Source organism: Rathayibacter tanaceti, from assembly GCF_001634385.1.
Classification (GTDB): domain Bacteria; phylum Actinomycetota; class Actinomycetes; order Actinomycetales; family Microbacteriaceae; genus Rathayibacter; species Rathayibacter tanaceti.
The window spans coordinates 1-25,577 of sequence record NZ_LIIN01000027.1; the positions used below are offsets into that span (position 1 = coordinate 1).

Here is a 25,577-nt window from a genome sequence, read left to right on the forward strand (position 1 = left end):
GAGCTCGGCGTACCGCTGGGCGTCGTCGAGGGTGTGCTCGGCCAGCTCGGCGCGCACGTCGGCCAGTGCCGACGGCGACATCGAGAGGGTCGTCGCTCCGAGTCCGACGAGGACGACGGCGAGGAGCGGGTCGGCGGCGGCCTCACCGCAGATGCCGACGGGCTTGGCCAGTGCCGCTCCCGCGCGCCGACCTCGCCGACGAGGCGGAGGACGGCCGGGTGCCATGGGTCCTGGAAGGCCGAGACTGTGCCGAGCATGCGGTCCGCGGCGAGCGTGTACTGGGTGAGGTCGTTGGTACCGATCGAGGCGAAGTCCGCCACCGCGAGGATCCTGTCGGCGAGAAGCGCCGACGAGGGCACCTCCACCATGACGCCGGCGGTGCGGATGCCGAGCTCCCGCGCCATCGAGGTGAAGTAGCGGGTCTCGTCTACCGTCGCGACCATCGGGGCCATCACCCACAGGTCGGCGTCGGTCGCCGCGTCGGCCTGGGCGAGGGCGGTGAGCTGGTCGCGGAGGATCTGCTCGCTCGCGCGGAGGGCGCGGAGGCCACGCAGCCCGAGCGCCGGGTTCTCCTCGTGGTCGTCGTTGAGGAAGCTGAGCGGTTTGTCGGCGCCGGCGTCGAGTGCGCGGACGACGACCTTCTTCCCCGGGAAGGCGGCGAGCAGACGGGTGTACTGCTCGGCCTGCTCGGCGACGCTGGGCGCCTCCGTGGCGTCGAGGAAGAGGAACTCGGTGCGGAACAGGCCCACACCCTCGGCTCCCAGCTCGACCGCGTTCTCTGCACCGTCGGCCGAGCCGAGGTTCGCGAGCAGCGGCACGGCGTGGCCGTCGGCCAGCGAGCCCGGTACGACGGGGGCCGCGAGCATCTCCGCGCGCTCGGTGATCGAGGCTTTCGCTGCACCGATCTCGGCGTCGGAGGGGTTCACCGTCACGACGCCGGACGTGGCGTCGAGGATGACCAGCTGGCCGTCGCGCAGATCGAGAGCACCCGTGGTGCCGACGATGGCGGTGATCGACTTCTCGCGGGCGAGGATCGCCGTGTGCGAGGTCGGGCCACCGTCGCTCGTGATCAGGCCGAGGACCTTGTCGAGGTCGAGCAGAGCGGTGTCGGCCGGGGCGAGATCGCGGGCGACGAGCACGAACGGCTCCTCCGACTCCGGGACGCCCGGCGCCGCAACGCCGCGCAGGTGGGCGACCACCCGCTGTGAGACGTCGTCGAGGTCGGTTGCACGCTCAGCCATGTAGCCGCCCATCGCGACGAGCAGGTCGCGGAACCCGGCGAAAGCCTCGTGCACGGCACGCTCGGCGGTCGCTCCTCCGGCGATCCGTGCCGTGACGTCGTCGGCGAGCGACGGGTCCTCGGCCATCAGGGCCTGCGCGTCGAGCACGTCCTTCGCAGAGCCGCCGGCGCGCTCGCCCCGATGCCGGATGGTCGCAGCGGTGGCGGAGAGCGACGCGACCGCGCGCTCCTCCTCCTGCGCGACGGTGCGGGTGCTGGGCGTGTCCTCGGGGTCGGGGAGCGGCTCCGGCATGCGCAGGACGGGACCGAGCGCGAGCCCGCGCCCCACCCCGGTGCCCTGAAGCTTGGCAGAGGCGTAGGCGGTTTGAGGAGTGGACAGCGTCATGGGTGCTCGTTCCTGTCGTGCGGGACTCGGGAGGGGGGCGAGGGGCCCCGGCGGCTGGGTTTCGGGGGGACGGGGTTCGACCCGGTGAGGGTCGCCTTGTGTCTCCGGGCTACCGGCGCCGCGTGCGCCGGGGCTGCCGCCGTGCGTGATGGTGCGCGCGACGCGCGGCGTCGCGCGCACCATCACGCATCGTGATCGGTGGTGAGGAACTCGGCGAGCTCCTCCAGAACGGCCTGCTCGTTGTCCCCCTCGACGGTCACCGTGAGCTCGTCGCCGTGCTCGATGCCGAGCGAGATGATGCCGAGGATCGACGCGGCGTTCACCGGGGTCGCAGCCCCCTTGGCGACGAGGACCTTCTGACCCGACTTCGCCGCGGCCTGGCTGAACAGCGAAGCGGGGCGGGCGTGAAGGCCCTTCGACGATGCAACCTGCACGGTGCGCTCGACCATGAACGTTTCTCCTTGATCCTGCAGCGGGGCACTGCATCAGTGGTGCCCGGGATCGGGCGCACCCGGACGGACCGGGCGGGTGGAGGAGTCCTCGTCCGTCCCTGCGACGACCGCGCGAGCGGCGACGAGGACGGGAAGGGTCTCGAGCACGGCATCGGCACCGTGCGCTCCGAAGACGTCGGGCGGGAGGAGGGCGGCCGCGGCTCCCATGTCCTCCGCGCGCCGGCGGAGTCCATCGAACTGCGACTCGAGGTGCGGCCCGACGAGGAGGACGTCCGCCTCGGGGAGCGAGTGCTCGAGCCCCGTGAGGGTCTCGGAGCAGAACACGGCATCGATGCCGTGCGCCTTCGCGCCTGCTCGGAGCCGGTGCGCCAGGAACGTGCTCGACGCGCCTGCTCCGCAGACGATCAGGATCTTCTGCACCACGTTCGCCTCCTCGCGTCCGGGTCGTGATCCATCCAAGCATCCCCGGGGAGGGCCGCCGAGTTCCAACAGACAATCTTCCGCGGGGGCGGAAGCGACTCGCGGCGCACCGGCGGCGCGGGGACTCCCGAGTGCGCTGACGAGGTGGTTGACTGCCACCACCGACGACTCGCCGCCCGCGTCGAGCGGGCCCACGGCCCGGCCGGGCGCCTCCCCGCGTCCCTCCCGACCCGCACGCCTGGAGCCTGATGCCCGACAACCGCGAACGACTGCTGGAGTACCTCTCCCGCGCGGACGGTTGGGTCACGGCGCACGAGCTCGCGGACCGGCTCGGAGTGACGACCCGCAGCGTCCGGAGCTACATCACGGCCGTGAAGGCGCAGGCCGCCCCGCTCGAACCGGTCGAGTCCTCCGCCAACGGCTACCGCCTGGCCCGAGACGCCTACGCGGCGTTCGTGGAGACACAGCGCAGTCGCGACGTCGAGCCGGACACTCCCCGCGACCGGCTCTACAGCGTCGTCCGGCGCCTCGTCGACTCCGACGACGGGCTCGACGTGTTCGACCTGGGGGAGGCGCTCTCGGTGAGCGAGTCGACGATCGACGCCGACCTGCGTCGGGTGAAGGCTCTCGCCGACGAAGCGGGCCTCGGCCTGGTCCGCCGCGTCTCGTCCGTCCGCCTCGAGGGCAGCGAGGAGGCGCGGCGACGGCTGATCTCGCGGATGTTCCGCGACGAGAGCGCGCAGGGCGTGTTCACCCTCGACGACGTGCAGCGGGAGTTCGCCTCGCCCGGCCTCGGCGCGTTCAAGACCGAGTTGCTCACCGCACTCGAGAGCCGTGGCTACTACATCAACGACTACGGCGTGAACAGCGTGCTGCTGCACATCGCCATCGCGGTCGACCGTGTGGCGCGCGGGATCGGGGACCCCGCCGGCTCGCGCCCCTCCCCCGCGATCCACGGCGAGCTCGCTGCTCTGCTCGCCGAGCTGGTCGAGCGGCACTTCGCGACGCGGCTGACCGATGCCGAGCTCGCACAGCTAGCGATCCTGATGACGACGCGTGTCGCGACTCCCGGGCAGAACGAGCCCGTCGCAGCCGTGGTCGAGAACTACCTCGACCCGGAGGATCTCACCGTCGTGCGCGAGCTGGTCGCCGACGTGAACCGCGAGTACCTGGTCGACCTCGACGACGAGGGCTTCATCGTCCGTCTCGCGTTGCACGTCCGCAACCTCGTCGCGCGGGCCGCCGAGGGCGGCTACTCGCGCAACCCCCTCACCCGCTCGATCAAGACGAGCTATCCGATGACCTACGAGATCGCCGTGTTCCTCGCCAGCGGCCTGCAACGACGCCGCGGGATCGCCGTCAACGAGGACGAGATCGCCTACATCGCCCTGCACGTCGGCTCGTTCCTCGAACGCGTCTCGCGGAGGGAGGAGCGGCTCTCGTGCGTGATCGTCTGCCCCAACTACTACGACCTCGCCCACATGCTGCGGCTGCGGGTCGAGCGCTCCCTGGGCACCGAGGTCGAGGTGCGCTCGCTGATCACGCGCAGCGATGTCGACTGGGACCGCCTCACCGCCGACGTGGTGATCACCACCATCGACGAGCGCCCGTACGCCGACGACGTGGTCGTGGTGCAGCCCTTCCTGACCGACCACGACGTGGAGGCGGTGCGACGTGCGATCGCGCGGGTCCGTCGGCACCGTCGGCGAGCGCAGATCAAGGACGAGCTGCTGCAGTTCTTCGACGAGGCGCTGTTCTTCCGCAACGTGCACGCGCGCGACGAGGCAGCGATGATCCGGATGCTCGGTGAGCGGATGATCGCGGGCGGCATCATCGACGAGGACTACGTCGACGGCGCCATCGAGCGGGAGCGGATGAGCTCGACCGCCTTCACCGACAATCTCGCTGTTCCGCACGCCATGGCGATGAGCGCGCGGCGCACCTCCATCGCGATCGTCGTCAACGACGTGCCGATGGAATGGGGCGAGCAGCGCGTGAACGTCATCGCGATGATCGCGTTCGCCTCGGCGGGGCGCAGCACCTTCCAGTCGGTCTTCGACCAGTTCGTCGAGGTTTTCGCGGAGCGGGCCGAGGTCCAGCGTCTGATCCGCCGCTCCACCGACTTCGGAGCCTTCATCGAAGAGCTGGTGCGCGTGATCGACAGCTGACTCACCGGGGCTCGATGACCACCGCTGTCGGTGCACCGGCGCTCGGCGGCGCACGCACCACCGTCGACGCCACGGGTGGGCGCCCTGCGCTCAGGCGAACGGAGTCGGCACGACGCCGTACGGCGCGAGCCCTGCGGTGCCCCCGTCGGCGAGCGTCGTGACCCAGATGCCGTCGCGGTGTACAGCGACAGAGTGCTCCCAGTGCGCGGCCATGCTGCCGTCCTCGGAGGCGACGGTCCACTCGTCGTCGCGCACCACGGTCTCAGCGCTGCCTGCCGTGACCATCGGCTCGATGGCGACGACCAGGCCGGGCTTCACCTCGGGGCCGCGCTGGCGCACACGGTAGTTGAACACCGGTGGCGCCTCGTGCATGCTGCGGCCGATGCCGTGGCCGATGTAGTCGGTCAGGATCCCGTAGACGCGACCGGAGCGCTCCGCCTCGTCCTCGATGTACTCCTCGATCGCCGAGCCGACCTCGTTGAGGTGACGGGCGGAGGCGAGAGCGGCGATGCCACGCCAGAGCGAGCCTCTGTGACCCGGGAGAGCTCTTCTCGCGCCGCGATCTCGTCCGGTCTCGACGGATCGGGCAGCACGATCGTCATCGCGGAATCGCCGTTCCAGCCGTCGATCTCGGCACCACTGTCGATCGAGACGATGTCACCCGGCTCGAGCACGCGACCGCCCGGGATCCCGTGCACGACCTCGTCGTTGACCGACGCGCAGATCGTGTGGCGGTATCCGGGCACCAGCTTGAAATTGGAGTGGCCGCCGAGGGCGATGATCGCCGCCTCCGCCACCGCATCGAGCTCGAGCGTGGTCACGCCCGGCCGGATCGCCGCGCGCACTGCGTCGAGCGAGGCGGCAGTGGCGAGCCCGGGAGCGAGCATCGAGCGCAACTGCGCGGGCGTCTTGTACAGCGACGAACGCAGGGCCATGGCTCAGGCGGCCGGAGAGTCGAGCCGACTCACCCGGTGACCCTCGAGCGCCACGACGATGCGCTCGGTGACCTCCTCGACGGGGCCGAGACCATCGACCACGACGACGAGCCCGCGAGCAGCGTAGACGTCGATCAACGGAGCCGTCTGCTCCTCGTAGAGGGCGAGGCGGCGGCGGATGACGTCCTCGGTGTCGTCGCTGCGGCCCTGCTCGAGCGAGCGCTTGAGCAGGCGCGCCACGACCTCGTCCGGGTCGGCGGTGAGCTGGACCACCGCATCGAGGCGGTTGTCGTCGGCGGCGAGGATCCGGTCGAGCTCGTCGACCTGCTCCGTCGTGCGCGGGTAGCCGTCGAGCAGGAATCCCGTCGACGCGTCCGCCTCCTGAAGGCGGTCGTGCACGATCGCGTTGGTCAGCTCGTCCGGCACATAGCGGCCGGCATCGAGGTACGCCTTGGCCTGGAGCCCGAGCTCTGTCTCGTTCGCGACGTTGGCGCGGAAGATGTCGCCGGTCGAGATCGCCGGGACCTCCAGGATCTCGCTCAGCCGAGCGGCCTGGGTCCCCTTGCCCGCGCCCGGAGGGCCGATCAGCAGGAGACGGAAGCCGATCGGGTGCGACGTCATCGGAGGAGTCCTTCGTAGTGGCGCTGCTGCAGCTGGGAGTCGATCTGCTTCACGGTCTCCAGTCCGACTCCAACGATGATCAGGATGGACGTGCCGCCGAACGGGAAGTTCTGGTTCGCGCCGACCAGCGCGAGCGCCACGAGCGGCACCAGTGCGATCAACCCGAGGTAGATCGAGCCGGGCAGCGTCACCCGGGTCAGGACGTAGTTGAGGTACTCGGCGGTCGGTCGGCCGGCGCGGATACCGGGGATGAAGCCTCCGTAGCGCTTCATGTTGTCGGCGACCTCGTCCGGGTTGAAGGTGATCGCGACGTAGAAGTAGGTGAACCCGACGATCAGGAGGAAGTACAGCGCCATATAGAGCGGGTGATCGCCCTGGGTGAGGTAGTTCGTGATCCAGGTGACCCAGGCCGGAGCCTCCTGGCCCGCCGCAGGCTGGTTGAACTGCGCGATGAGCGCGGGCAGGTACAGCAGGGACGAGGCGAAGATGACGGGCACGACACCGGCCATGTTCACCTTGATCGGGATGTAGGTGTTGTTACCGCCGTAAGTCCTCCTGCCGACCATCCGCTTCGCGTACTGCACCGGCACCCGCCGCTGAGACTGCTCGACGAAGACCACGGCGACCACGAGCACGAGGCCCACGGCGAGGACGAGGAGGAAGGTCTCGAAGCCGCGCGACTGCGCGATCGACCAGAGCGAGGTGGGGAACTGGGCGGCGATCGACGTGAAGATCAGGAGGGACATACCGTTGCCGATGCCGCGCTCGGTGATGAGCTCGCCCATCCACATGATGATGCCGGTGCCGGCGGTCATGGTGACGACCATGAGGAGGATGGAGTACCACTCATCGGTGATGATGAGTGCTGAGCACTCGGGCACGCCGGAGTTGCCGAAGAGGGCGCCGGAGCGGGCGACGGTGATGAGCGTGGTCGACTGCAGGACGCCGAGCGCGATCGTGAGATAGCGCGTGTACTGCGTGAGCTTGCCCTGCCCCGACTGGCCCTCCTTGTAGAGGGTCTCGAAGTGCGGGATGACCACGCGCAGCAGCTGCACGATGATCGACGCCGTGATGTAGGGCATGATCCCGAGCGCGAAGATCGACAGCTGGAGCAGGGCTCCGCCGCTGAACAGGTTCACCAGCTCGTAGAGGCCGGAGGTGCCCTGGTTACCCGCGAGACACGCCTGCACGGCGCTGAAGCTGACGAACGGAGCGGGGATGAAGGACCCCAGCCGGAAGATCGCCACGATCGCGAGAGTGAAGCCGATCTTGCGGCGGAGGTCGGGGGTGCGGAAGATCCGCGCAACGGCGCCAAACACTACCTAAGGTCTCCTGCTCAGTTCTGTGGTGCGGGATAAAGGTCGAGCTTGCCACTCGCTCCCCGAGGGAGTCGGCGTGGCAAGCTCGACCGACAAGCTGCTGGTGCTACTTGATGGATCCGCCCGCAGCGACGATCTTCTGCTCCGCGGAGCTGGAGACCTTGTCGACCGCGACGTTCAGCTTAACCGCAATGTCGCCGTCCCCGAGGACTTTGACCTTCTCGTTCTTGCGGACAGCCCCCTTGGCGACCAGGTCGCCGATGGTGACGTCGCCGCCCTGGGGGTAGAGCTCCGCGAGAGCGGACAGGTTCACGACCTGGTACTCGACCCGGAACGGGTTCTTGAAGCCGCGGAGCTTCGGGGTGCGCATGTGCAAAGGCATCTGCCCACCCTCGAAGCCGACACGCACCTGGTAGCGGGCCTTCGTGCCCTTGGTACCGCGACCGGCGGTCTTGCCCTTCGAGCCCTCACCGCGACCCACGCGGGTCTTGGCCTTCTTGGCGCCGGCAGCGGGGCGGAGGTGGTGGACCTTGAGCACGTGCTCCTTGGTCGCCGGCGCCGCCGCGCCCTTCGTGGTGGTCGCCTTCGCCGGAGTCGTGGACTCCGCAGCGGCAGCCTTCTTCGTCTCAGCCATTAGTCAATCTCCTCGACCTTCACCAGGTGGGCGACGGTCTTCACGTATCCGCGGTTCTGGGCGTTGTCCTCGCGGACCACGCTCTGACCGATCTTCCTCAGGCCGAGCGAGCGCAGCGTGTCGCGCTGGTACTGCTTCTCGCTGACCTTCGACTTGATCTGGGTCACCTTGAGCTGGGCCATCAGGCACCTGCCTTCGCGTTGGACGCGGCGGCGAGGGCGTCGGCCTCGGCGCGGACGAGGCGGGCCGGAGCGACCTGGTCGAAGTCGAGACCACGACGAGCGGCGACGGCGCGCGGCTCTTCGAGCTGCTGGAGAGCCTCGACGGTCGCGTGGACGATGTTGATGGTGTTCGACGAGCCGAGCGACTTGCTCAGCACGTCGTGGATGCCTGCGCACTCGAGGACCGCACGGACCGGGCCACCGGCGATGACGCCGGTACCCGCTGCGGCGGGGCGCAGGAGCACGACACCGGCGGCGGCCTCACCCTGAACCGGGTGCGGGATGGTCGAGGCGACGCGGGGGACGCGGAAGAAGTTCTTCTTCGCCTCCTCGACACCCTTGGAGATAGCGGTCGGGACCTCGCGGGCCTTGCCGTAGCCGACGCCGACCAGTCCGTTGCCGTCTCCGACGACCACGAGCGCGGTGAAGCTGAAGCGACGACCGCCCTTGACGACCTTCGACACACGGTTGATGGTCACGACGCGCTCGAGGAACTGGCTCTTCTCGGCGTCACGGCCACCGCGGTCGCGGCCACCCTGGTTGCGGTCGCGCCCGCCGCGGCGAGGCTCGCGAGCCTCCTGCTGCGGCTGCGTGGATGCAGCGGTCTCGACGGGGGCCTCCGACACAGCGGCGACCTCGGGTTCCTTGTTCTCTGCGGCGCTCACAGGTTGAGCCCTGCCTCTCGTGCTCCATCGGCGATCGCGGCGACGCGACCGGCGTACTTGTTGCCTCCGCGGTCGAAGACGACCGCCTCGACACCGGCGTTCTTGGCGCGCTCGGCGACGAGCTCGCCGACCTTGCGGGCCTTAGCGGTCTTGTCACCGTCGAACACGCGCAGGTCGGCCTCGAGGGTCGACGCCGACGCGAGGGTACGGCCCTGCGCGTCGTCGACGATCTGCACGAAGACGTGGCGAGCCGAGCGGTTGACGACGAGGCGGGGGCGCTCGGCGGATCCGACGACCTTCTTGCGCAGACGGTCGTGACGACGACCGCGCGCAGCGGACTTGCTCTTTCCTCTGGTTCCGAGTCCCATGATCACTTACCGCTCTTTCCGGCCTTGCGGCGAACGACCTCGCCGGCGTAGCGCACTCCCTTGCCCTTGTAGGGCTCGGGCTTGCGGATCTTACGAATGTTGGCGGCCACCTCACCGACGGCCTGCTTCGAGATGCCGTGCACGGTGAGCTTGTTGTTGCCCTCGACCGTGAACGAGATGCCCGCGGGCGGGGTGACGACGACCGGGTGCGAGAAGCCGAGCGCGAACTCGATGTCCGAGCCCTTCGCCAGCACGCGGTAACCGGTTCCGACGACCTCGAGGCCCTTGGAGTAGCCCTGCGTGACACCGACGATGTCGTTCGCGATGAGCGTGCGGGTGAGGCCGTGGAGCGAGCGCGACTCGCGCTCGTCGTCGGGACGCGAGACCAACACCTGGCCGTTCTCGACGGAGACCTGGATGGGGCTGGCGACCGGCACGGTCAGCTCACCCTTCGGGCCCTTGACGGTCACAGCGGATCCGGCGACGGAGACGTCGACGCCCGCCGGGATCTCGATGGGGAGTCTTCCAATACGCGACATGAGGGGTTACCACACGTAGGCGAGGACTTCCCCACCCACGCCCTTCTTCTCGGCCTGGCGGTCGGTCAGCAGACCGCTCGAGGTGGACAGGATCGCGACGCCGAGGCCGCCGAGCACGGTGGGGATCTCGGCCGACTTCGCGTAGACGCGGAGGCCGGGCTTCGAGACGCGCTTGATGCCGGCGATCGACCGCTCGCGGTTCGGGCCGTACTTGAGGGAGATGGAGAGCGTCGTGCCGACGCGCGCCTCCTCGACCTTCCAGTCGGCGATGTAGCCCTCGGTCTTGAGGATCTCGGCGATGTTCGCCTTGAGCTTCGAGCCCGGGAGCGTGATGGAGTCGTGGTGCGCGGAGTTCGCGTTACGGATTCTGGTCAGCAGATCTGCGACCGGATCAGTCATGGTCATGGCTGATGGTGCCTTTCTCGCCTGGTTTCGGCACCCTTTACAAGGGTGACGACCTGTGGTGCGGGACGGCGCCGACGACGTCGGCGCCCGTGTGGCCGCGCGAACGCAGGCCAACGAGCCATGGTACATGGCCGATGGTCTGCGGTCGAGGGCCGATCGCACCCGCCTCGGCCAGGGGATCGCGGCGGGCGCCGCACGTCATCGGCCGATCCGGGCGTTCCCGGCTCGGCGGCGGACGTACGACGAGGCCGGAGGACGGTTCTCACCGTCCCCCGGCCTCGAGGCTTGTGCTTACGCGTTGTCCGACGACTTGAACGGGAAGCCGAGCTGCTTGAGCAGCGCGCGCCCCTCGTCGTCGGTCTTCGCGGTGGTCACAACGGTCACGTCGAAGCCGCGGACGCGGTCGATGCGGTCCTGGTCGATCTCGTGGAAGATCGACTGCTCCGTGATACCGAAGGTGTAGTTGCCATTGCCGTCGAACTGGCGGTCCGACAGACCGCGGAAGTCGCGAATGCGCGGCAGAGCCACGGAGAGCAGGCGGTCCAGGAACTCCCACGCGCGGTCGCCCCGGAGGGTGACGTGCGCGCCGATGGCCTGACCCTCGCGCAGCTTGAACTGCGCGATGGACTTGCGGGCCTTCGTGACCTGCGGCTTCTGGCCGGTGATCGCGGTGAGGTCCTTGACCGCGCCGTCGATGATCTTGCCGTCGCGGGCAGCCTCGCCGACGCCCGTGTTCACGACGACCTTGACCAGGCCGGGGACCTGGTGGACGTTGCCGAAGCCGAACTGCTCCTTGAGAGCGGGGATGATGTCAGCCTGGTACTTGGCCTTGAGCCGCGGCTGAACCTTCGCAGCCACTGCGGTGGTGTCAGTCATTACAGTTCCTCACCCGACGCCTTCGCGTAGCGCACGCGAACGGTCTTGGTCACGCCGTCCTTGGTGACGGCCACGTTGCGGTGGCCGACCCTGGTCGGCTTCTTGGTCTTCGGGTCGACGAGCGCGACGTTCGAGATGTGGATCGACGCCTCGACGGTCTCGATGCCGCCCTCCTTCGAGCCGCGCTGCGACTGGCCGACGCGCGTGTGCTTCTTGACGAAGTTCACGCCCTCGACGACGACGCGGTTGCGCTCGACCAGCACCTCGAGGACCTTGCCCTGCTTGCCGCGGTCTCCGCCGCGAGCCTGGGTCGCTCCTGAGATGACCTGGACGAGGTCACCCTTCTTGATCTTGGCCATGACTAGATAACCTCCGGTGCCAGCGAGACGATCTTCATGAACTTCTTGTCGCGGAGCTCGCGACCGACCGGTCCGAAGATACGGGTGCCACGCGGGTCCCCGTCGTTCTTGAGGATGACGGCGGCGTTCTCGTCGAACTTGATGTACGAGCCGTCGGGACGACGGGTCTGCTTGACGGTGCGGACGATGACCGCCTTGACGACGTCGCCCTTCTTCACATTGCCACCGGGGATCGCGTCCTTGACGGTGGCGACGATGATGTCACCGAGACCGGCGTAACGGCGGCCGGAGCCTCCGAGGACGCGGATCGTGAGGAGTTCCTTGGCGCCGGTGTTGTCGGCGACCTTCACTCGGGATTCTTGCTGAAGCATGTGTCTCTCCTGCTAACTCAAGTAGGCCGCGGCCTACTTGGCCTTCTCGAGGATCTCGACCAGGCGCCAGCGCTTGGAGGCGCTGAGGGGACGGGTCTCGCTGATGACGACCAGGTCGCCGACGCCGGCGGTGTTCAGCTCGTCGTGAACCTTGACCTTCGAGGTGCGGCGGATGACCTTCCCGTAGAGGGGATGCTTGACGCGGTCCTCGACCTCGACGGTGATGGTCTTGTCCATCTTGTCGCTGGTGACGTAGCCGCGGCGAGTCTTGCGGTAGCCGCGAGCGCCCTCCTGCTTGACGTCGTGGGCGGCCGACTCGTGGCCGGCGGTGTCATTGACGGTTGCCATTACTTGGCCTCCTCGTTCGACTCGGTCGCCTCAACCTCGGCCTTGGCGGCCTTCTTGGTCTTGGGCTTCTTCTCCGTCTTGGCCGGGGCCTCGACGGGTGCGGGGGTGGCGCGGATGCCCAGCTCGCGCTCACGGATGACCGTGTAGATGCGGGCGATGTCGCGCTTGACGGCACTCAGGCGGCCGTTGGTGTCCAGCTGGCCGGTGGCCGACTGGAAGCGGAGGTTGAACAGCTCCTCCTTGGCCTTCTTCAGCTCGGTGACGAGACGCTCGTCCTCGAAGGTGTCGAGCTCGGCGGGGGCGAGCTCCTTGGATCCGATCGCCATTACGCGTCTCCCTCCTCGCGCTTGATGATGCGTGCCTTGAGGGGCAGCTTGTGGATGGCACGGGTCATGGCCTCACGAGCGAGCTGCTCGTCGACGCCGGCGACCTCGAAGAGGACGCGACCCGGCTTGACGTTCGCGACCCACCACTCCGGCGAGCCCTTGCCGGAGCCCATGCGGGTCTCGGCGGGCTTCTTGGTGAGCGGACGGTCGGGGTAGATGTTGATCCACACCTTCCCGCCGCGCTTGATGTGACGCGTCATGGCGATACGAGCGGACTCGATCTGACGGTTGGTCACATAGGCGGGGGTGAGGGCCTGGATGCCGAACTCACCGAACGACACCTTCGTGCCACCGGTGGCCTGGCCGGAACGGCCCGGGTGGTGCTGCTTGCGGTGCTTGACTCGACGCGGAATCAACATGGTTATGCCTCAACTCCTGCTGCGACGGGCGCTTCGCTCTGCTGGCGGGGCGCACGGCGCGGACGGTCGCTGCGCTCGGGGCGCGACGACTTGCTGTTCGCCTGCTCGCGGGCGAGCTCTTTGTTGGTGATGTCGCCCTTGTAGATCCAGACCTTCACGCCGATGCGGCCGAAGGTGGTCTTCGCCTCGTAGAAGCCGTAATCGATGTTCGCGCGGAGGGTGTGCAGCGGCACGCGGCCCTCGCGGTAGAACTCCGAACGGCTCATCTCGGCGCCGCCAAGGCGGCCGGAGACCTGGATGCGCACACCCTTCGCGCCTGCACGCTGTGCGCCCTGCAGACCCTTGCGCATCGCGCGGCGGAAGGCCACGCGGGCGGAGAGCTGCTCGGCGATGCCCTGAGCGACCAGCTGCGCCTCGGCCTCGGGGTTCTTGACCTCGAGGATGTTGAGCTGGATCTGCTTGCCCGTGAGCTTCTCGAGGTCGGCGCGGATGCGCTCGGCCTCCGCGCCACGACGACCGATCACGATGCCCGGGCGGGCGGTGTGGATGTCGACGCGGACTCGGTCACGGGTGCGCTCGATCTCGATGCGGGCGACGCCCGCGCGGTCGAGCTGCGTGGCGAGGAGCCGGCGGATCTTGACATCCTCTGCGAGGTAGTCGCTGTACCGCTGGCCCTTCTTGGTGCTGTCGGAGAACCAGCGCGACACGTGGTCGGTGGTGATTCCCAGACGGAAACCGTAGGGGTTTACTTTCTGACCCATTACTTGGTCCCCTCCTCAGGAGTGGCCAGCACGACGGTGATGTGGCTGGTGCGCTTGTTGATGCGGAAGGCACGACCCTGAGCACGGGGCTGGAATCGCTTGAGGGTGGTTCCCTCATCGACGAAGGCGCGGGACACGAACAGGTCCTGGTCGTCGAGGTACTCGTTCGAGGCATCCGCCTTGACGCGAGCGTTCGCCATCGCCGAGGCGACGAGCTTGTAGACGGGCTCGGACGCGCCCTGCGGCGCGAACTTCAGGATGGCCAGTGCCTCCTGAGCCTGCTTGCCGCGGATCAGGTTCACGACACGGCGAGCCTTCTGGGGGGTGACGCGGATGTGTCGCACGCGTGCGATCGACTCCACCATTTCTCTCCTCCTTCTCGTCGCCGCTTAGCGGCGACGGCCCTTCTTGTCGTCCTTCTCGTGACCGCGGAAGGTCCGAGTGGGGGCGAACTCGCCGAGCTTGTGGCCGACCATGGTCTCGGTCACGAACACGGGGATGTGCTTGCGCCCGTCGTGGACCGCGATGGTGTGACCCAGCATCGCCGGGATGATCATCGAACGGCGCGACCAGGTCTTGATGACGTTCTTGTTGCCGGCTTCGTTGGCTGTGAACACCTTGCGGAGCAGGTGGTCGTCAACGAAGGGGCCCTTCTTGAGACTGCGAGGCATCTTCTACAACTCCTACTTGCGCTTCTTACCGGCGGTGCGGCGGCGAACGATGAGCTTGTCGCTCTCCTTGTTGGGGCGACGGGTGCGTCCCTCGGACTGACCCCACGGGCTGACCGGGTGGCGTCCACCGGAGGTCTTGCCCTCTCCACCACCGTGCGGGTGGTCGACCGGGTTCATCGCGACACCGCGGACGGTCGGGCGGACGCCCTTCCAGCGCATGCGGCCGGCCTTGCCCCAGTTGATGTTCGACTGCTCGGCGTTGCCGACCTCGCCGATCGTGGCTCGGCAGCGCGCGTCGACGTTGCGGATCTCGCCCGACGGCAGGCGGAGCTGCGCGTAGGGGCCGTCCTTGGCGACGAGGCGGACCGAGGCGCCAGCCGAGCGGGCGAGCTTCGCTCCCCCACCGGGCTTGATCTCGATGGCGTGGATGACCGTACCGGTCGGGATGTTGCGCAGCGGCAGGTTGTTGCCGGGCTTGATGTCGGCGCCCGCGCCCGACTCCACGATGTCGCCCTGCGAGAGCTTGTTCGGAGCCAGGATGTAGCGCTTGGTGCCGTCCACGAAGTGGAGCAGCGCGATGCGCGCGGTCCGGTTGGGGTCGTACTCGATGTGAGCGACCTTGGCGTTGATGCCGTCCTTGTCGTTGCGACGGAAGTCGATCAGCCGGTACTGGCGCTTGTGGCCACCACCGATGTGACGCGTCGTGATGCGGCCGGAGTTGTTGCGGCCGCCGGTCTTGGACAGCGGGCGAAGGAGCGACTTCTCGGGCGTCGAGCGGGTGATCTCGGCGAAGTCGGCAACGCTGGAGCCGCGGCGACCAGGGGTCGTGGGCTTGTACTTACGAATAGCCATTGTCTGTTTCCTCTACGCTTCTTCGGCTCAGCCGACGCTCGTGAAGATGTCGATGGAGCCGGACTTCAGCGTGACGATCGCGCGCTTGGTGTCCTTGCGCTTGCCGGTGCCGAACTTCGTGCGGCGGGTCTTGCCCTGACGGTTCAGCGTGTTGATCGACGCGACCTCGACGCCGAAGATCTTCTCGATGGCGAGCTTGATCTCGGTCTTGTTCGAGCGCGGGTCGACCACGAAGGTGTACTTGCCCTCGTCGATCAGGCCGTAGGACTTCTCCGAGACCACCGGGGAGATGATGACGTCGCGGGGGTCCTTGTTGAACGCGGCGGACTGGCTCATGCGTTCACCTCTTCCTTGTTGGACTCGACGCCCGACTTGGCCGCGATGAACGCGTCGAGCGCGCCCTTCGAGAACACGATGTCGTCGGAGACGAGCACGTCGTACGCGTTGAGCTGGTCGGCCGGCAGGATGTGCACGAACGGCACGTTGCGGAGCGAGAGCTCGGCGATGTAGTCGTCGCGCTCGAGCACGACGAGGACGTTGCGCGACACCGAGAGAGCCTCGAGCAGGACGAGGACGTCCTTGGTCTTCGGGGTGTCGCCGAGGGCGAGGGTCTCGACCACGTGGATGCGGGCGCCGCGGGCGCGGTCCGAGAGGGCGCCGAGCAGAGCCGCGGCGATCATCTTCTTGGGGGTGCGCTGCGCGTAGCTGCGGGGGGTCGGTCCATGGACCACGCCGCCGCCGGTCATGTGCGGGGCGCGGATCGAGCCCTGACGAGCGCGGCCGGTTCCCTTCTGCTTGAAGGGCTTACGACCGGCTCCGGAGACCTCACCGCGGTTCTTCGTCTTGTGGGTTCCCTGGCGCGCCGCGGCGAGCTGGGCCACGACGACCTGGTGGATCAGGGGGATGTTGGTCTGAACGTCGAAGAGCTCGGCGGGCAGCTCGATCGAGCCCGCCTTCTCGCCCTTGACGTCGATGATGTCGACAGAGGTAGCCATGGAACTACGCTCCCTTCACGGCGTTGCGAACGAACACGAGGCGACCACGGGCACCGGGGACGGCGCCCTTGACGAGCAGCAGGCCCTTCTCGGCGTCGACGGAGTGCACCTTGAGGTTGAGCACGGTGACGCGCTCGCCACCCATGCGGCCGGCCATGCGCATGCCCTTGAACACGCGGCTGGGGGTCGAGGAGGCGCCGATGGAACCGGGCTTGCGGTGGTTGCGGTGCGAACCGTGCGAGGCCGAGACGCCCTTGAAGTTGTGGCGCTTCATGACACCGGCGAAGCCCTTGCCCTTGCTGGTGCCGACGACGTCGACCTTGGTGCCGGCCTCGAAGACGGCGTCGACGGTCAGCTCCTGGCCGGCCGAGTACGAGCTCGCGTCGGAGGTGCGGACCTCGGTGAGGTGGCGGCGGGGGGTGACACCCGCGGCGTCGAAGTGACCGGCGGCGGGCTTGTTCACCTTGCGCGGATCGATCGCACCGGCGGCGAGCTGGACGGCGGTGTAGCCGTCCTTCTCCTCCGTGCGGACCTGGGTCACGACGTTGGGGCTGATCTCGATGACGGTGACCGGCACGAGCTTGTTGTTCTCGTCCCAGACCTGGGTCATTCCGAGCTTGGTGCCGAGGAGGCCCTTGCTGGTCTTCAGCGTGGGGGAAACAGTGACAGACATGGTGGCACTCCTCCTTAGAGCTTGATCTCGATGTTGACGTCGGCCGGCAGGTCGAGACGCATGAGCGAGTCGACGGCCTTGGGCGTCGGGTCGATGATGTCGATGAGGCGCTTGTGAGTGCGCATCTCGAAGTGCTCGCGGCTGTCCTTGTACTTGTGGGGCGAACGGATCACGCAGACCACGTTCTTCTCGGTCGGCAGCGGCACGGGGCCGACGACCGTTGCACCGGCACGGGTGACCGTGTCGACGATCTTGCGCGCCGACGTGTCGATGACCTCGTGGTCGTACGACTTCAGTCGGATGCGGATCTTCTGTCCCGCCATGTGTGATCTCTCACTCTCTTGTTATTGCGTCGTACGCGACCGGCCCGTGGGCCTCGTCTCGCATTGGACGCGCTCGCGAAGGAACTCCGGTGACCCGGAAAAGTGCAACCAGTGTTCTTCTGTCAAAAGCACCGAATCCGTGGCGCTCCGATCGGCGTGCAGAACGCACGACGCACGGAGAACCCGTAGAGATGTCGGTTGTTGTCGTTCTGCTACCCGCCGCCTCGACGCCGCACCGGCGCGGCCGCCCTCTCGGGTCGAGCCTCCGCGATGCCGTCTCAGCACTGCCTGGCAGTGTCCCCCTCGGAGCAGCACGCTGCTCGAGAAGAAATCGTGAACCAGAAGAGTCTCCCACAGATGGCCCACCCCTGCAACCCGGGCGTGTCGCGCTCGAGGCCTGCAGCGGAGAGGCCCGCGACCGGGCGCTCGGCCGCCTGCTCGCGCTTCCTCGGCTACTCGAAAAGAAGAGCCCGGACGGCGGTCTCGGCGGAGGCCGGGCGCGAAGGGTCGATCGTCTCACCGGCGCGGAAGTGGTCGAGCAGCCGCGGATCGACGTAGCTCGCACGGGCGACCGTCGGGGTGTTGCCGAGCACGTCGGAGGCGTCGCGCATGGCCTGCGCGATCGCGGCGTTCCGAGCGCGCTGCGTCGCTTGCGGGCCGGCCTTCGCCAGGCTCACTGCGGCGGCGACGGTTCCGTGCAGTGTGCGGAAGTCCTTCGCTGTGAAGTCGTCGCCTGCGCGTTCGCGCACGTAGTCGTTGATGTCCGGAGCCGACACCGGCCGCCACTGCCTGCCGTCCTTCCAGGCGAGCAGGCGGGCATTCGGGCCGCGGCGCTTGAGTGCGCGGACGACGCGTGAAAGATCGTGGTCGAGGATCTCGCTCGTCCAGGCCTGATGGCTCTTGCCGGGGAACGCTAGGGCGACGCGGTCGCCTCGGGTCGTGGCATGCGCGCACAGCAGCGTCGAGAGGCCGATGCTGCCGTGCTCCTTCGCATAGCGCTCACTGCCGACGCGGAGCGATCCGGTGTCGAGCATCCGGAACGCCGTGGCGAGTGCGCGCTCCCGTGTCGGCCCCTCGCCACGCAGAGCGACGGTCACGGCGCGGCGGGCGCCCGGCAGGGCCTCGGCGAGGCGGAGTGCGCGATCGAACTTGATCCGGTCCTTCTGCTCGCGCCAGGTCGGATGGTAGATGTACTGCCTCCGCCCGGCGGAGTCGACTCCGGTGGCCTGGATGTGGCCATTGGGGTAGGGCGCGATCCACACGTCCTTCCAGGCGGGCGGGATGCCGAGGCCGTCGAAACGGGTGCGCAGGTCCTGATCGGTGACCGTCGCACCCCTGGGGTCGCGATAACTGAAGCCCGAACCGGCGCCGACCCGGGTGAAGCCACGACCGCTCGAGTCGGTTCTGCGAAGTCGTTGCGCGCGAGTATCAGCCATCGATCAGACCCTAGAACTGCGAACCGGGCGGCTGCACCCGCTTGACGGCGGACGGGAGCAGCCGGACGGCCGCCGCTACTCGGTGCCGATGCTCGAGTCGCCCTGGCGCTTCAGGTCCTCGATCCGGTCGTCGTACTGACCCTTGGTGACCTGGCTGGCGATGTCGCCGCCCTTCTCGAGCGCCTGGTCCGAGATCTGCTCGGCCTGCTCACTGTGCAGGACTTCCTGCGCCTTCTCGCTGTTGAGGAATTCGCCGGCCTGCTGTCCGAGCTTTCCGAGATCCACGATGATGCCTCCTTGTGTCAGCGCACACGGGAACGGTGCGCGCTTCAGTCTGACCGCCCGCACCAGCGGCCCGCTACAGCGCGCCGCTCAGCACGCCAGTGCCAGCACACGCGCCGCCGCATCCGCCAGAGCGCGACCGTAGGAGCGGCCGTGCCCGGCTGCGTGGACGGCCAGCGGGTGCAGCTGGTGCAGAGCAACCCGCTCCTCCCACCCCTCCGCGAGCGGATGCTCCTGCTGGTAGCCGTCGAGGATCGCCTCGAGCGCGGGGGCTCCGAACAGCGCGAGCATCGCCAGGTCGGTCTCCCGGTGCCCGCCGTGTGCAGCCGGGTCGATCAGCACGACGCCGTCGGCCGACCAGAGCACGTTGCCGGCCCACAGGTCTCCATGGATCCGGGCGGGCGCGGAGTCGTCGTCGAAGCAGCCCGCCGCGACGCGCTCGACCGCACGCTCGACCGTACCGAGCTCGTCCGCCGTCAACGCGCCGGCATCCCTCGCGGCAGGGAGGAACGGGCGGACCCGCTGCTCGGCGAAGAAGCGGCCCCAGGAGTCGTCGCGCTCGCAGGGCATGCCGCGGCGGCCGATGTAGGCCGGTCCGCTCCAGCCCGACGGCGGCGCGCCGAAGGCGTCAGCGCCCGCACTGTGGGTCCGGGCCAGTGCGCGGCCGAAGTCCCGGGCGCTCTCCTCCGTCGGGCGGACCGGTCGGATGTGCTCGAGCTCGATCCTGCCCGGTGCCACAGCGAGCACGTCGACGCACCGCGCTCCCCCGCTCGGCACCGCCTCCCGAAGCCAATCGAGGCCGGCGGCCTCCCACTCGAAGAAGTCCGGGCGGGCAGCGGGATCGCTCTTGACGAAGGGCATACCTCCCACGCTAGCCGCGACCGCCCGCCGGTTCAGGGAACGACGAGAGGGGCCGTCCGCACGAAGCGGACGACCCCTCTCGAGAGATCGGTAGGACGGACCTACTTGATGATCTTGGTGACCGTACCGGCACCCACGGTGCGTCCACCCTCACGGATGGCGAAGCCGAGGCCCTCCTCCATGGCGATCGGCTGGATCAGCGCGACCGTCATATCGGTGGTGTCGCCGGGCATGACCATCTCGGTGCCCTCGGGCAGGGTGATGACGCCGGTGACGTCGGTGGTGCGGAAGTAGAACTGCGGACGGTAGTTCGCGTAGAACGGGTTGTGACGCCCGCCCTCGTCCTTCGACAGGATGTACGCGGTGCCCTCGAAGTCGGTGTGCGGCGTGACCGAACCCGGCTTGACGACGACCTGGCCGCGCTCGACGTCCTCGCGCTTGGTACCGCGGAGGAGCAGACCGCAGTTCTCGCCGGCCCACGCCTCGTCGAGCTGCTTGTGGAACATCTCGATGCCCGTGACCGTGGTCTTCTGGGTCGGGCGGATGCCGACGATCTCGACCTCGGAGTTCAGAGCCAGGGTTCCACGCTCCGCACGGCCGGTGACGACCGTTCCACGACCGGTGATCGTGAAGACGTCCTCGATCGGCATGAGGAACGGCTTGTCCTTGTCGCGCACCGGGTCCGGGATCGACTCGTCGACGGCGTCCATCAGGTCGACGATCGACTGCGTCCAGGTCTCGTCGCCCTCGAGCGCCTTGAGGCCGGAGACACGAACGACGGGCGCGTCGTCGCCGGGGAAGCCCTGCGACGAGAGGAGCTCGCGGACCTCGAGCTCGACGAGCTCCAGGATCTCCTCGTCGTCCACCATGTCGGCCTTGTTCAGCGCGACGAGGAGGTAGGGGACGCCGACCTGCTTGGCGAGGAGGACGTGCTCACGGGTCTGAGCCATCGGGCCGTCGGTGGCGGCGACCACGAGGATCGCGCCGTCCATCTGAGCCGCACCGGTGATCATGTTCTTGATGTAGTCAGCGTGACCGGGGGCGTCGACGTGCGCGTAGTGGCGCTTCGGCGTCTCGTACTCGACGTGGGAGATGTTGATCGTGATGCCGCGCTGGCGCTCCTCGGGAGCGGAGTCGATCGACGCGAAGTCACGCTGGACGTTGGTCGCGGACGGGAACTTGTCCGCCAGAACCTTCGAGATCGCCGCGGTGAGCGTGGTCTTTCCGTGGTCGACGTGACCGATGGTTCCGATGTTGACGTGCGGCTTGGTCCGCTCGAACTTGGCCTTAGCCACTGTGGGTCCTCCTCAGGACTTAGGTGCAAGCATCCGCATCCGATCGCCGCACGGAGCGGCACGAGGACAGGAGGACTTGCGGGGGTTTTGTGTAGATATGTTACCGGCAGTGGTCGTGCGGCCGTCCCGCTGCGACAGGGGGCGCGCTGCACTCGGCAGCAAACCCGCACGACACTACCAGGCCGTCGCCGTTCCAGGGAACGGCGACGGCCGGAGAGCGGAGCTACTCGCCCTTGTTCTTCTGGACGATCTCCTCGGCCACGGCCTTGGGGACCTCGGCGTAGGTCTCGAACGTCATCGAGTAGACGGCGCGGCCCGAGGTCTTCGAGCGCAGGTCGCCGATGTAGCCGAACATCTCGGACAGCGGGACGTTGGCCCGGATGACCTTGATTCCGGTCGCGTCCTCCATCGACTGGATCATTCCGCGACGCGAGTTGATGTCACCGATGACGTCGCCCATGTACTCCTCGGGGGTGCGGACTTCGACGGCCATCAGCGGCTCGAGGAGGACGGGCTGCGCCTTGCGCGATGCCTCCTTGAACGCGATCGAACCGGCGATCTTGAAGGCCATCTCGGAGGAGTCGACGTCATGCGCCGCTCCGTCGACCAGGGTCGCCTTGACGCCCACCATGGGGTAGCCGGCGAGCACGCCGACCTGCATGGCGTCGCGGATTCCCGCGTCGACCGAGGGGATGTACTCGCGCGGGACACGGCCGCCGGTGACGCCGTTGACGAACTCGTAGGTCTTGTCGGCCTCGACCTCCATCGGCTCGATGGTGATCTGCACCTTCGCGAACTGACCGGAGCCACCCGTCTGCTTCTTGTGGGTGTAGTCGTACTTCTCGACGGTGCGGCGGATCGTCTCGCGGTAGGCGACCTGGGGCTTTCCGACGTTCGCCTCGACGTTGAACTCGCGCTTCATGCGGTCCACCAGGATATCGAGGTGGAGCTCGCCCATTCCCTTGATGACCGTCTGACCGGTCTCCTGGTTCTGCTCGGTGCGGAAGGTGGGGTCCTCCTCCGCGAGCTTCTGGATCGCGGTTCCGAGCTTCTCCTGGTCGGCCTTCGTCTTGGGCTCGATCGCGACCTCGATGACGGGCTCCGGGAAGGTCATCGACTCGAGCACGACCTGCGCGGCCGGGTCGCTCAGGGTGTCGCCCGTGGTGGTGTCCTTGAGGCCGATGACCGCGTAGATGTGGCCGGCGGTGACCGAGTCGACCGGGTTCTCCTTGTTGGAGTGCATCTGGAAGATCTTGCCGATGCGCTCCTTCTTGCCCTTGGTCGAGTTGATGACCTGCGCGCCGGAGTCGAGCTTGCCCGAGTAGACGCGGACGTAGGTCAGGCGACCGAAGAACGGGTGCACGGCGACCTTGAACGCGAGCGCCGAGAAGGGCTCGGTCGAGTCCGCGTGACGCATGATGACCTTCTCCTCGTCGCGGACGTCGTGCGCCTCGATGGCGGGGACGTCGAGCGGGGAGGGGAGGTAGTCGACGACAGCGTCGAGCATCGGCTGGACACCGCGGTTCTTGAACGCCGACCCGCAGAGGACGGGGTAGATGTCCGAGTTGACGGTCAGCGTGCGGATGGCGCCCTTGATCTCGGCGACCGTGAGCTCCTCACCACCGAAGTACTTCTCGAGCAGCTCGTCGGACGTCTCGGCGACGGTCTCGAGAAGCTTCTCGCGGTACTCGGCGGCCTTGTCGGCGAGATCGGCGGGGATCTCCTCGATCTCGTACTTCGCGCCCATCGCGACGTCACCCTTCGAGTCGCCGCGCCAGGTCAGCGCACGCATCTCGACGAGGTCGATGACGCCCTCGAAGGTCGACTCGGCGCCGATGGGCAGCTGGATGACCAGCGGCTTCGCGCCGAGGCGATTCACGATCGTGTCGACCGTGTAGTAGAAGTCCGCGCCGAGCTTGTCCATCTTGTTGACGAAGCAGATCCGCGGGACGTCGTACTTGTCGGCCTGACGCCAGACGGTCTCGGACTGGGGCTCGACGCCCTCCTTGCCGTCGAAGACGCGACCGCGCCATCGAGGACGCGCAGCGAGCGCTCGACCTCGACCGTGAAGTCGACGTGACCGGGGGTGTCGATGATGTTGATCTGGTTCTTGTTCCAGAAGCAGGTCGTCGCGGCCGACGTGATGGTGATGCCGCGCTCCTGCTCCTGCGCCATCCAGTCCATCGTCGCGGCGCCGTCGTGGACTTCGCCGATCTTGTGCGTGATACCCGTGTAGAACAGGATGCGCTCGGTGGTGGTGGTCTTGCCGGCATCGATGTGGGCCATGATGCCGATGTTGCGGACCTTGTTCAGGTCGGTGAGCACATCTTGTGCCACGGAGTTCCTCCGATAGGTGATGGAGCCAGCGCACCGGGTTCATGGCCGATGGGCTGGGTTTCTGGTGGTGGCGGTCGCCCGGTCGCGGGGATCGGGCGATCCGCCGCCGGAACCGGGACCGCAGCGCAGAGGCTGCGGCCCCGGTGGTCGCGGCCGTCCGGAGGCGGCCGCGGGGTGCGCTACCAGCGGTAGTGCGCGAAGGCCTTGTTCGACTCGGCCATCTTGTGGGTGTCCTCGCGACGCTTCACAGCGGCGCCCAGACCGTTCGACGCGTCGAGGATCTCGTTCATGAGTCGCTCGGTCATCGTCTTCTCGCGACGGGCCTTCGCGTAGCTGGTGAGCCAGCGCAGCGCGAGGGTGTTGGCGCGGTGGGGCTTGACCTCGACCGGGACCTGGTAGGTCGAGCCGCCGACGCGGCGGCTGCGGACCTCGAGGGTCGGGCGGACGTTGTCGAGCGCCTTCTTGAGGGTGACGACCGCATCCTGGCCGTTCTTGGCGGAGACGCCTTCGAGGGCACCGTAGACGATGCGCTCGGCGAGGCCCTTCTTGCCGTCCAGAAGGATCTTGTTCACGAGCTGGCTGACGACCGGGGCGCCGTAGACGGGGTCTGCGACGACGGGGCGCTTGGGAGCGGGGCCCTTACGAGGCATTACTTCTTCTCCATCTTCGCGCCGTACCGGCTGCGAGCCTGCTTGCGGTTCTTGACGGCCTGGGTGTCCAGGGCGCCGCGAACGATCTTGTAGCGGACACCGGGGAGGTCCTTCACGCGACCGCCGCGCACGAGCACCATCGAGTGCTCCTGCAGGTTGTGGCCCTCGCCGGGGATGTAGGCGGTGACCTCGGTGCCGTTGGAGAGCTTCACGCGGGCCACCTTGCGGAGGGCCGAGTTCGGCTTCTTGGGCGTGGTCGTGTAGACGCGCGTGCAGACGCCGCGCTGCTGGGGGTTGGCCTTCAGGGCGGGCGCCTTGGTCTTGGTGACCTTGGGCGAGCGTCCCTTACGGACCAACTGCTGAATCGTTGGCACTGGTTTTGCTCCTTGAATGCTGCACGGTGACAGCGGATCGATGGTCGACATTCGGCCCGTCCGTCTCCGGGAGGGTCGAGTTCGTCTGGACCCCGCTCGCCCCGCGAGCCCGCGAGCGGGATCGAGGAGGGTGAGGGGTATGCCGTGGGGGCCGCCCGATCGGACGAACCCTCGGATCCTCGCGGACCCGGTGGAGCGAAGCGCGGCGACCGCATCGACCCGGAGGCACGACACAAGCGCACGGCAAAGCGCACACCCAAAGAATAGTACGGGGAGCGACGGGGCCGGTCAACCGACGGGCGTTCGCCCAGCGAGAGCGTCCGGCCGCACCGCGAGCGAGCAGCCGCGACCGCCGCACACGCTCACTCGCGCTCGTCTCCCTCCCAGCCCCAGTGGGGGCTGCGGCCGCCGGCGTCGCGGCGGGCCAGGAGCAGGAGGAAGACGATCTGCACGACTGCCGCGAGCACTCCGGTCGCCAGCGCGAAGGCAGTCGGGGCGTGATCGAGCGCCCAGCCGAGGATCTCGTCCGGCTCCTGCCGTCCGAGACCGTAGAGCGCTCCTCCGGTGAGGAGGAAGAGGAAGTAGACGACGACTCCCGTGAGCAGCGAGGGGGCGAGCACCCGGTGCACGGTCGGCCGCGCGGCGAGCGTGATCAGGGCCACCAGCACCGCGAGCACGCAGAGGGCGACCGAGACCGGTCCCAGCAGAGGACCTGCGTCGCGCTCGGGCACGACGTCCTGATCGAGGAGCAGGCTGAGCACGCCGAACGCGCAGACGACCAGCGCGAGGTAGAGGAACGCGGCGAAACCGGCGAGGGCGAGACCGTAGCCCAGCCCCGATCCGCGCCCCTCCCCCGCGACAGTCACGACTGGGCGGCGGCTTCCCGTTCGGCGTTGCGGCGCTTGACGCGGCGGGCGCGGCCGGCGATGAGCGCGCCTCCCCAGACGGTGACCTCGCGGCCGAGGACGCCGCCGCGAGGACGGCGGCCAGCACCGC

The 25,577-nt window shown here is 68.1% G+C and carries 32 protein-coding genes and 3 pseudogenes; 1 reads left to right on the top strand and 34 read right to left on the bottom strand.

Going from position 1 to position 25,577, the window contains the following annotated elements:
• The 3 genes and pseudogenes from ptsP to ACH61_RS05140 all read right to left on the bottom strand — a co-directional run.
• A pseudogene (gene ptsP / locus ACH61_RS05130) lies at positions 1-1,625 on the bottom strand (phosphoenolpyruvate--protein phosphotransferase); the annotation flags it as partial.
• A gap of 182 nt (positions 1,626-1,807) precedes the next feature.
• A complete protein-coding gene (locus ACH61_RS05135) occupies positions 1,808-2,074 on the bottom strand; it encodes an HPr family phosphocarrier protein (RefSeq protein WP_068209400.1) in 267 nt (88 codons plus the stop codon).
• Positions 2,075-2,110: 36 nt separating this feature from the next.
• Entirely contained in the window at positions 2,111-2,500 is a 390-nt protein-coding gene (locus ACH61_RS05140; protein ID WP_068209403.1) for a PTS sugar transporter subunit IIB, read from the bottom strand.
• A 245-nt stretch (positions 2,501-2,745) separates the two neighbouring features.
• Between ACH61_RS05140 and ACH61_RS05145 the strand changes: the two genes are divergently transcribed.
• A complete protein-coding gene (locus tag ACH61_RS05145; RefSeq protein WP_068209406.1) occupies positions 2,746-4,665 on the top strand; it encodes a BglG family transcription antiterminator in 1,920 nt (639 codons plus the stop codon).
• A gap of 90 nt (positions 4,666-4,755) precedes the next feature.
• Here the strand turns inward: ACH61_RS05145 and map are convergent.
• The 31 genes and pseudogenes from map to ACH61_RS05300 all read right to left on the bottom strand — a co-directional run bounded on the left by map (position 4,756) and on the right by ACH61_RS05300 (position 25,447).
• A pseudogene (map, locus tag ACH61_RS05150) lies at positions 4,756-5,600 on the bottom strand (type I methionyl aminopeptidase).
• A gap of 3 nt (positions 5,601-5,603) precedes the next feature.
• Complete coding sequence (locus tag ACH61_RS05155) at positions 5,604-6,221, bottom strand: adenylate kinase (protein WP_068209409.1); 618 nt, start codon at positions 6,219-6,221, stop codon at positions 5,604-5,606.
• On the bottom strand, positions 6,218-7,540 hold the full coding sequence (gene secY, locus ACH61_RS05160) for a preprotein translocase subunit SecY (RefSeq protein ID WP_068209412.1): 1,323 nt from the start codon (positions 7,538-7,540) through the stop codon (positions 6,218-6,220). The genes ACH61_RS05155 and secY overlap by 4 nt, the downstream gene beginning before the upstream one ends.
• A 106-nt stretch (positions 7,541-7,646) precedes the next feature.
• A complete protein-coding gene (gene rplO, locus ACH61_RS05165) occupies positions 7,647-8,174 on the bottom strand; it encodes a 50S ribosomal protein L15 (RefSeq protein ID WP_082845039.1) in 528 nt (175 codons plus the stop codon).
• Positions 8,174-8,356, bottom strand: a complete 183-nt coding sequence (gene rpmD / locus ACH61_RS05170) for a 50S ribosomal protein L30 (protein WP_181024623.1) — start codon at positions 8,354-8,356, stop codon at positions 8,174-8,176. Before rpmD ends, rplO begins: the two co-directional genes overlap by 1 nt.
• Positions 8,356-9,060, bottom strand: coding sequence for a 30S ribosomal protein S5 (gene rpsE / locus ACH61_RS05175; RefSeq protein WP_068209415.1), 705 nt, complete (start codon positions 9,058-9,060; stop codon positions 8,356-8,358). Before rpsE ends, rpmD begins: the two co-directional genes overlap by 1 nt.
• Complete coding sequence (rplR, locus tag ACH61_RS05180) at positions 9,057-9,428, bottom strand: 50S ribosomal protein L18 (protein WP_055787114.1); 372 nt, start codon at positions 9,426-9,428, stop codon at positions 9,057-9,059. The genes rpsE and rplR overlap by 4 nt, the downstream gene beginning before the upstream one ends.
• 2 nt (positions 9,429-9,430) lie before the next feature.
• Positions 9,431-9,967, bottom strand: coding sequence for a 50S ribosomal protein L6 (gene rplF, locus ACH61_RS05185; protein ID WP_068209419.1), 537 nt, complete (start codon positions 9,965-9,967; stop codon positions 9,431-9,433).
• A gap of 6 nt (positions 9,968-9,973) precedes the next feature.
• On the bottom strand, positions 9,974-10,372 hold the full coding sequence (rpsH, locus tag ACH61_RS05190) for a 30S ribosomal protein S8 (RefSeq protein WP_068209423.1): 399 nt from the start codon (positions 10,370-10,372) through the stop codon (positions 9,974-9,976).
• Between the two features lie 291 nt (positions 10,373-10,663).
• Entirely contained in the window at positions 10,664-11,248 is a 585-nt protein-coding gene (gene rplE, locus ACH61_RS05195; RefSeq protein WP_068209425.1) for a 50S ribosomal protein L5, read from the bottom strand.
• Complete coding sequence (gene rplX / locus ACH61_RS05200) at positions 11,248-11,607, bottom strand: 50S ribosomal protein L24 (protein WP_068209428.1); 360 nt, start codon at positions 11,605-11,607, stop codon at positions 11,248-11,250. Before rplX ends, rplE begins: the two co-directional genes overlap by 1 nt.
• Before the next feature lie 2 nt (positions 11,608-11,609).
• Positions 11,610-11,978: a 50S ribosomal protein L14 gene (rplN, locus tag ACH61_RS05205; RefSeq protein ID WP_055787095.1), complete on the bottom strand. Its 369-nt coding sequence runs from the start codon at positions 11,976-11,978 to the stop codon at positions 11,610-11,612.
• Positions 11,979-12,011: 33 nt separating this feature from the next.
• Positions 12,012-12,326 (bottom strand): 30S ribosomal protein S17, encoded by a 315-nt coding sequence (gene rpsQ, locus ACH61_RS05210; protein WP_068209431.1) that lies wholly within the window; start codon positions 12,324-12,326, stop codon positions 12,012-12,014.
• Complete coding sequence (rpmC, locus tag ACH61_RS05215; protein WP_068209433.1) at positions 12,326-12,652, bottom strand: 50S ribosomal protein L29; 327 nt, start codon at positions 12,650-12,652, stop codon at positions 12,326-12,328. Before rpmC ends, rpsQ begins: the two co-directional genes overlap by 1 nt.
• Entirely contained in the window at positions 12,652-13,071 is a 420-nt protein-coding gene (gene rplP / locus ACH61_RS05220; protein ID WP_068209436.1) for a 50S ribosomal protein L16, read from the bottom strand. Before rplP ends, rpmC begins: the two co-directional genes overlap by 1 nt.
• 2 nt (positions 13,072-13,073) lie before the next feature.
• Complete coding sequence (gene rpsC / locus ACH61_RS05225) at positions 13,074-13,832, bottom strand: 30S ribosomal protein S3 (protein ID WP_068209439.1); 759 nt, start codon at positions 13,830-13,832, stop codon at positions 13,074-13,076.
• Entirely contained in the window at positions 13,832-14,197 is a 366-nt protein-coding gene (gene rplV / locus ACH61_RS05230; RefSeq protein ID WP_082480979.1) for a 50S ribosomal protein L22, read from the bottom strand. The genes rpsC and rplV overlap by 1 nt, the downstream gene beginning before the upstream one ends.
• Before the next feature lie 24 nt (positions 14,198-14,221).
• Positions 14,222-14,503, bottom strand: coding sequence for a 30S ribosomal protein S19 (gene rpsS / locus ACH61_RS05235; protein ID WP_055787078.1), 282 nt, complete (start codon positions 14,501-14,503; stop codon positions 14,222-14,224).
• A gap of 12 nt (positions 14,504-14,515) precedes the next feature.
• Positions 14,516-15,355, bottom strand: coding sequence for a 50S ribosomal protein L2 (rplB, locus tag ACH61_RS05240; protein ID WP_068209442.1), 840 nt, complete (start codon positions 15,353-15,355; stop codon positions 14,516-14,518).
• 27 nt (positions 15,356-15,382) lie between these two features.
• Positions 15,383-15,691: a 50S ribosomal protein L23 gene (gene rplW / locus ACH61_RS05245; protein ID WP_068209445.1), complete on the bottom strand. Its 309-nt coding sequence runs from the start codon at positions 15,689-15,691 to the stop codon at positions 15,383-15,385.
• Positions 15,688-16,350, bottom strand: coding sequence for a 50S ribosomal protein L4 (gene rplD / locus ACH61_RS05250; RefSeq protein WP_068209447.1), 663 nt, complete (start codon positions 16,348-16,350; stop codon positions 15,688-15,690). The genes rplW and rplD overlap by 4 nt, the downstream gene beginning before the upstream one ends.
• 4 nt (positions 16,351-16,354) lie before the next feature.
• A complete protein-coding gene (gene rplC / locus ACH61_RS05255) occupies positions 16,355-17,023 on the bottom strand; it encodes a 50S ribosomal protein L3 (protein WP_068209450.1) in 669 nt (222 codons plus the stop codon).
• Between the two features lie 14 nt (positions 17,024-17,037).
• Positions 17,038-17,346 (bottom strand): 30S ribosomal protein S10, encoded by a 309-nt coding sequence (rpsJ, locus tag ACH61_RS05260; RefSeq protein ID WP_005050520.1) that lies wholly within the window; start codon positions 17,344-17,346, stop codon positions 17,038-17,040.
• Positions 17,347-17,798: 452 nt separating this feature from the next.
• On the bottom strand, positions 17,799-18,782 hold the full coding sequence (locus tag ACH61_RS05265) for a DNA topoisomerase IB (protein WP_068209453.1): 984 nt from the start codon (positions 18,780-18,782) through the stop codon (positions 17,799-17,801).
• A 75-nt stretch (positions 18,783-18,857) separates the two neighbouring features.
• A complete protein-coding gene (locus ACH61_RS05270; RefSeq protein WP_082845040.1) occupies positions 18,858-19,067 on the bottom strand; it encodes an Rv0909 family putative TA system antitoxin in 210 nt (69 codons plus the stop codon).
• Between the two features lie 87 nt (positions 19,068-19,154).
• Positions 19,155-19,925 (bottom strand): fructosamine kinase family protein, encoded by a 771-nt coding sequence (locus ACH61_RS05275; protein WP_068209457.1) that lies wholly within the window; start codon positions 19,923-19,925, stop codon positions 19,155-19,157.
• Between the two features lie 101 nt (positions 19,926-20,026).
• On the bottom strand, positions 20,027-21,220 hold the full coding sequence (gene tuf / locus ACH61_RS05280) for an elongation factor Tu (RefSeq protein WP_068209460.1): 1,194 nt from the start codon (positions 21,218-21,220) through the stop codon (positions 20,027-20,029).
• A 223-nt stretch (positions 21,221-21,443) separates the two neighbouring features.
• A pseudogene (gene fusA, locus ACH61_RS05285) lies at positions 21,444-23,557 on the bottom strand (elongation factor G).
• 179 nt (positions 23,558-23,736) lie between these two features.
• Positions 23,737-24,207, bottom strand: coding sequence for a 30S ribosomal protein S7 (gene rpsG / locus ACH61_RS05290; RefSeq protein WP_055787043.1), 471 nt, complete (start codon positions 24,205-24,207; stop codon positions 23,737-23,739).
• Complete coding sequence (gene rpsL / locus ACH61_RS05295) at positions 24,207-24,581, bottom strand: 30S ribosomal protein S12 (protein WP_055787040.1); 375 nt, start codon at positions 24,579-24,581, stop codon at positions 24,207-24,209. Before rpsL ends, rpsG begins: the two co-directional genes overlap by 1 nt.
• A 362-nt stretch (positions 24,582-24,943) precedes the next feature.
• The gene (locus tag ACH61_RS05300; RefSeq protein ID WP_068209463.1) at positions 24,944-25,447 is read right to left on the bottom strand and encodes a DUF6121 family protein; all 504 of its coding nucleotides are present in this window, start codon (positions 25,445-25,447) and stop codon (positions 24,944-24,946) included.
• Positions 25,448-25,577: the final 130 nt, after the last annotated feature.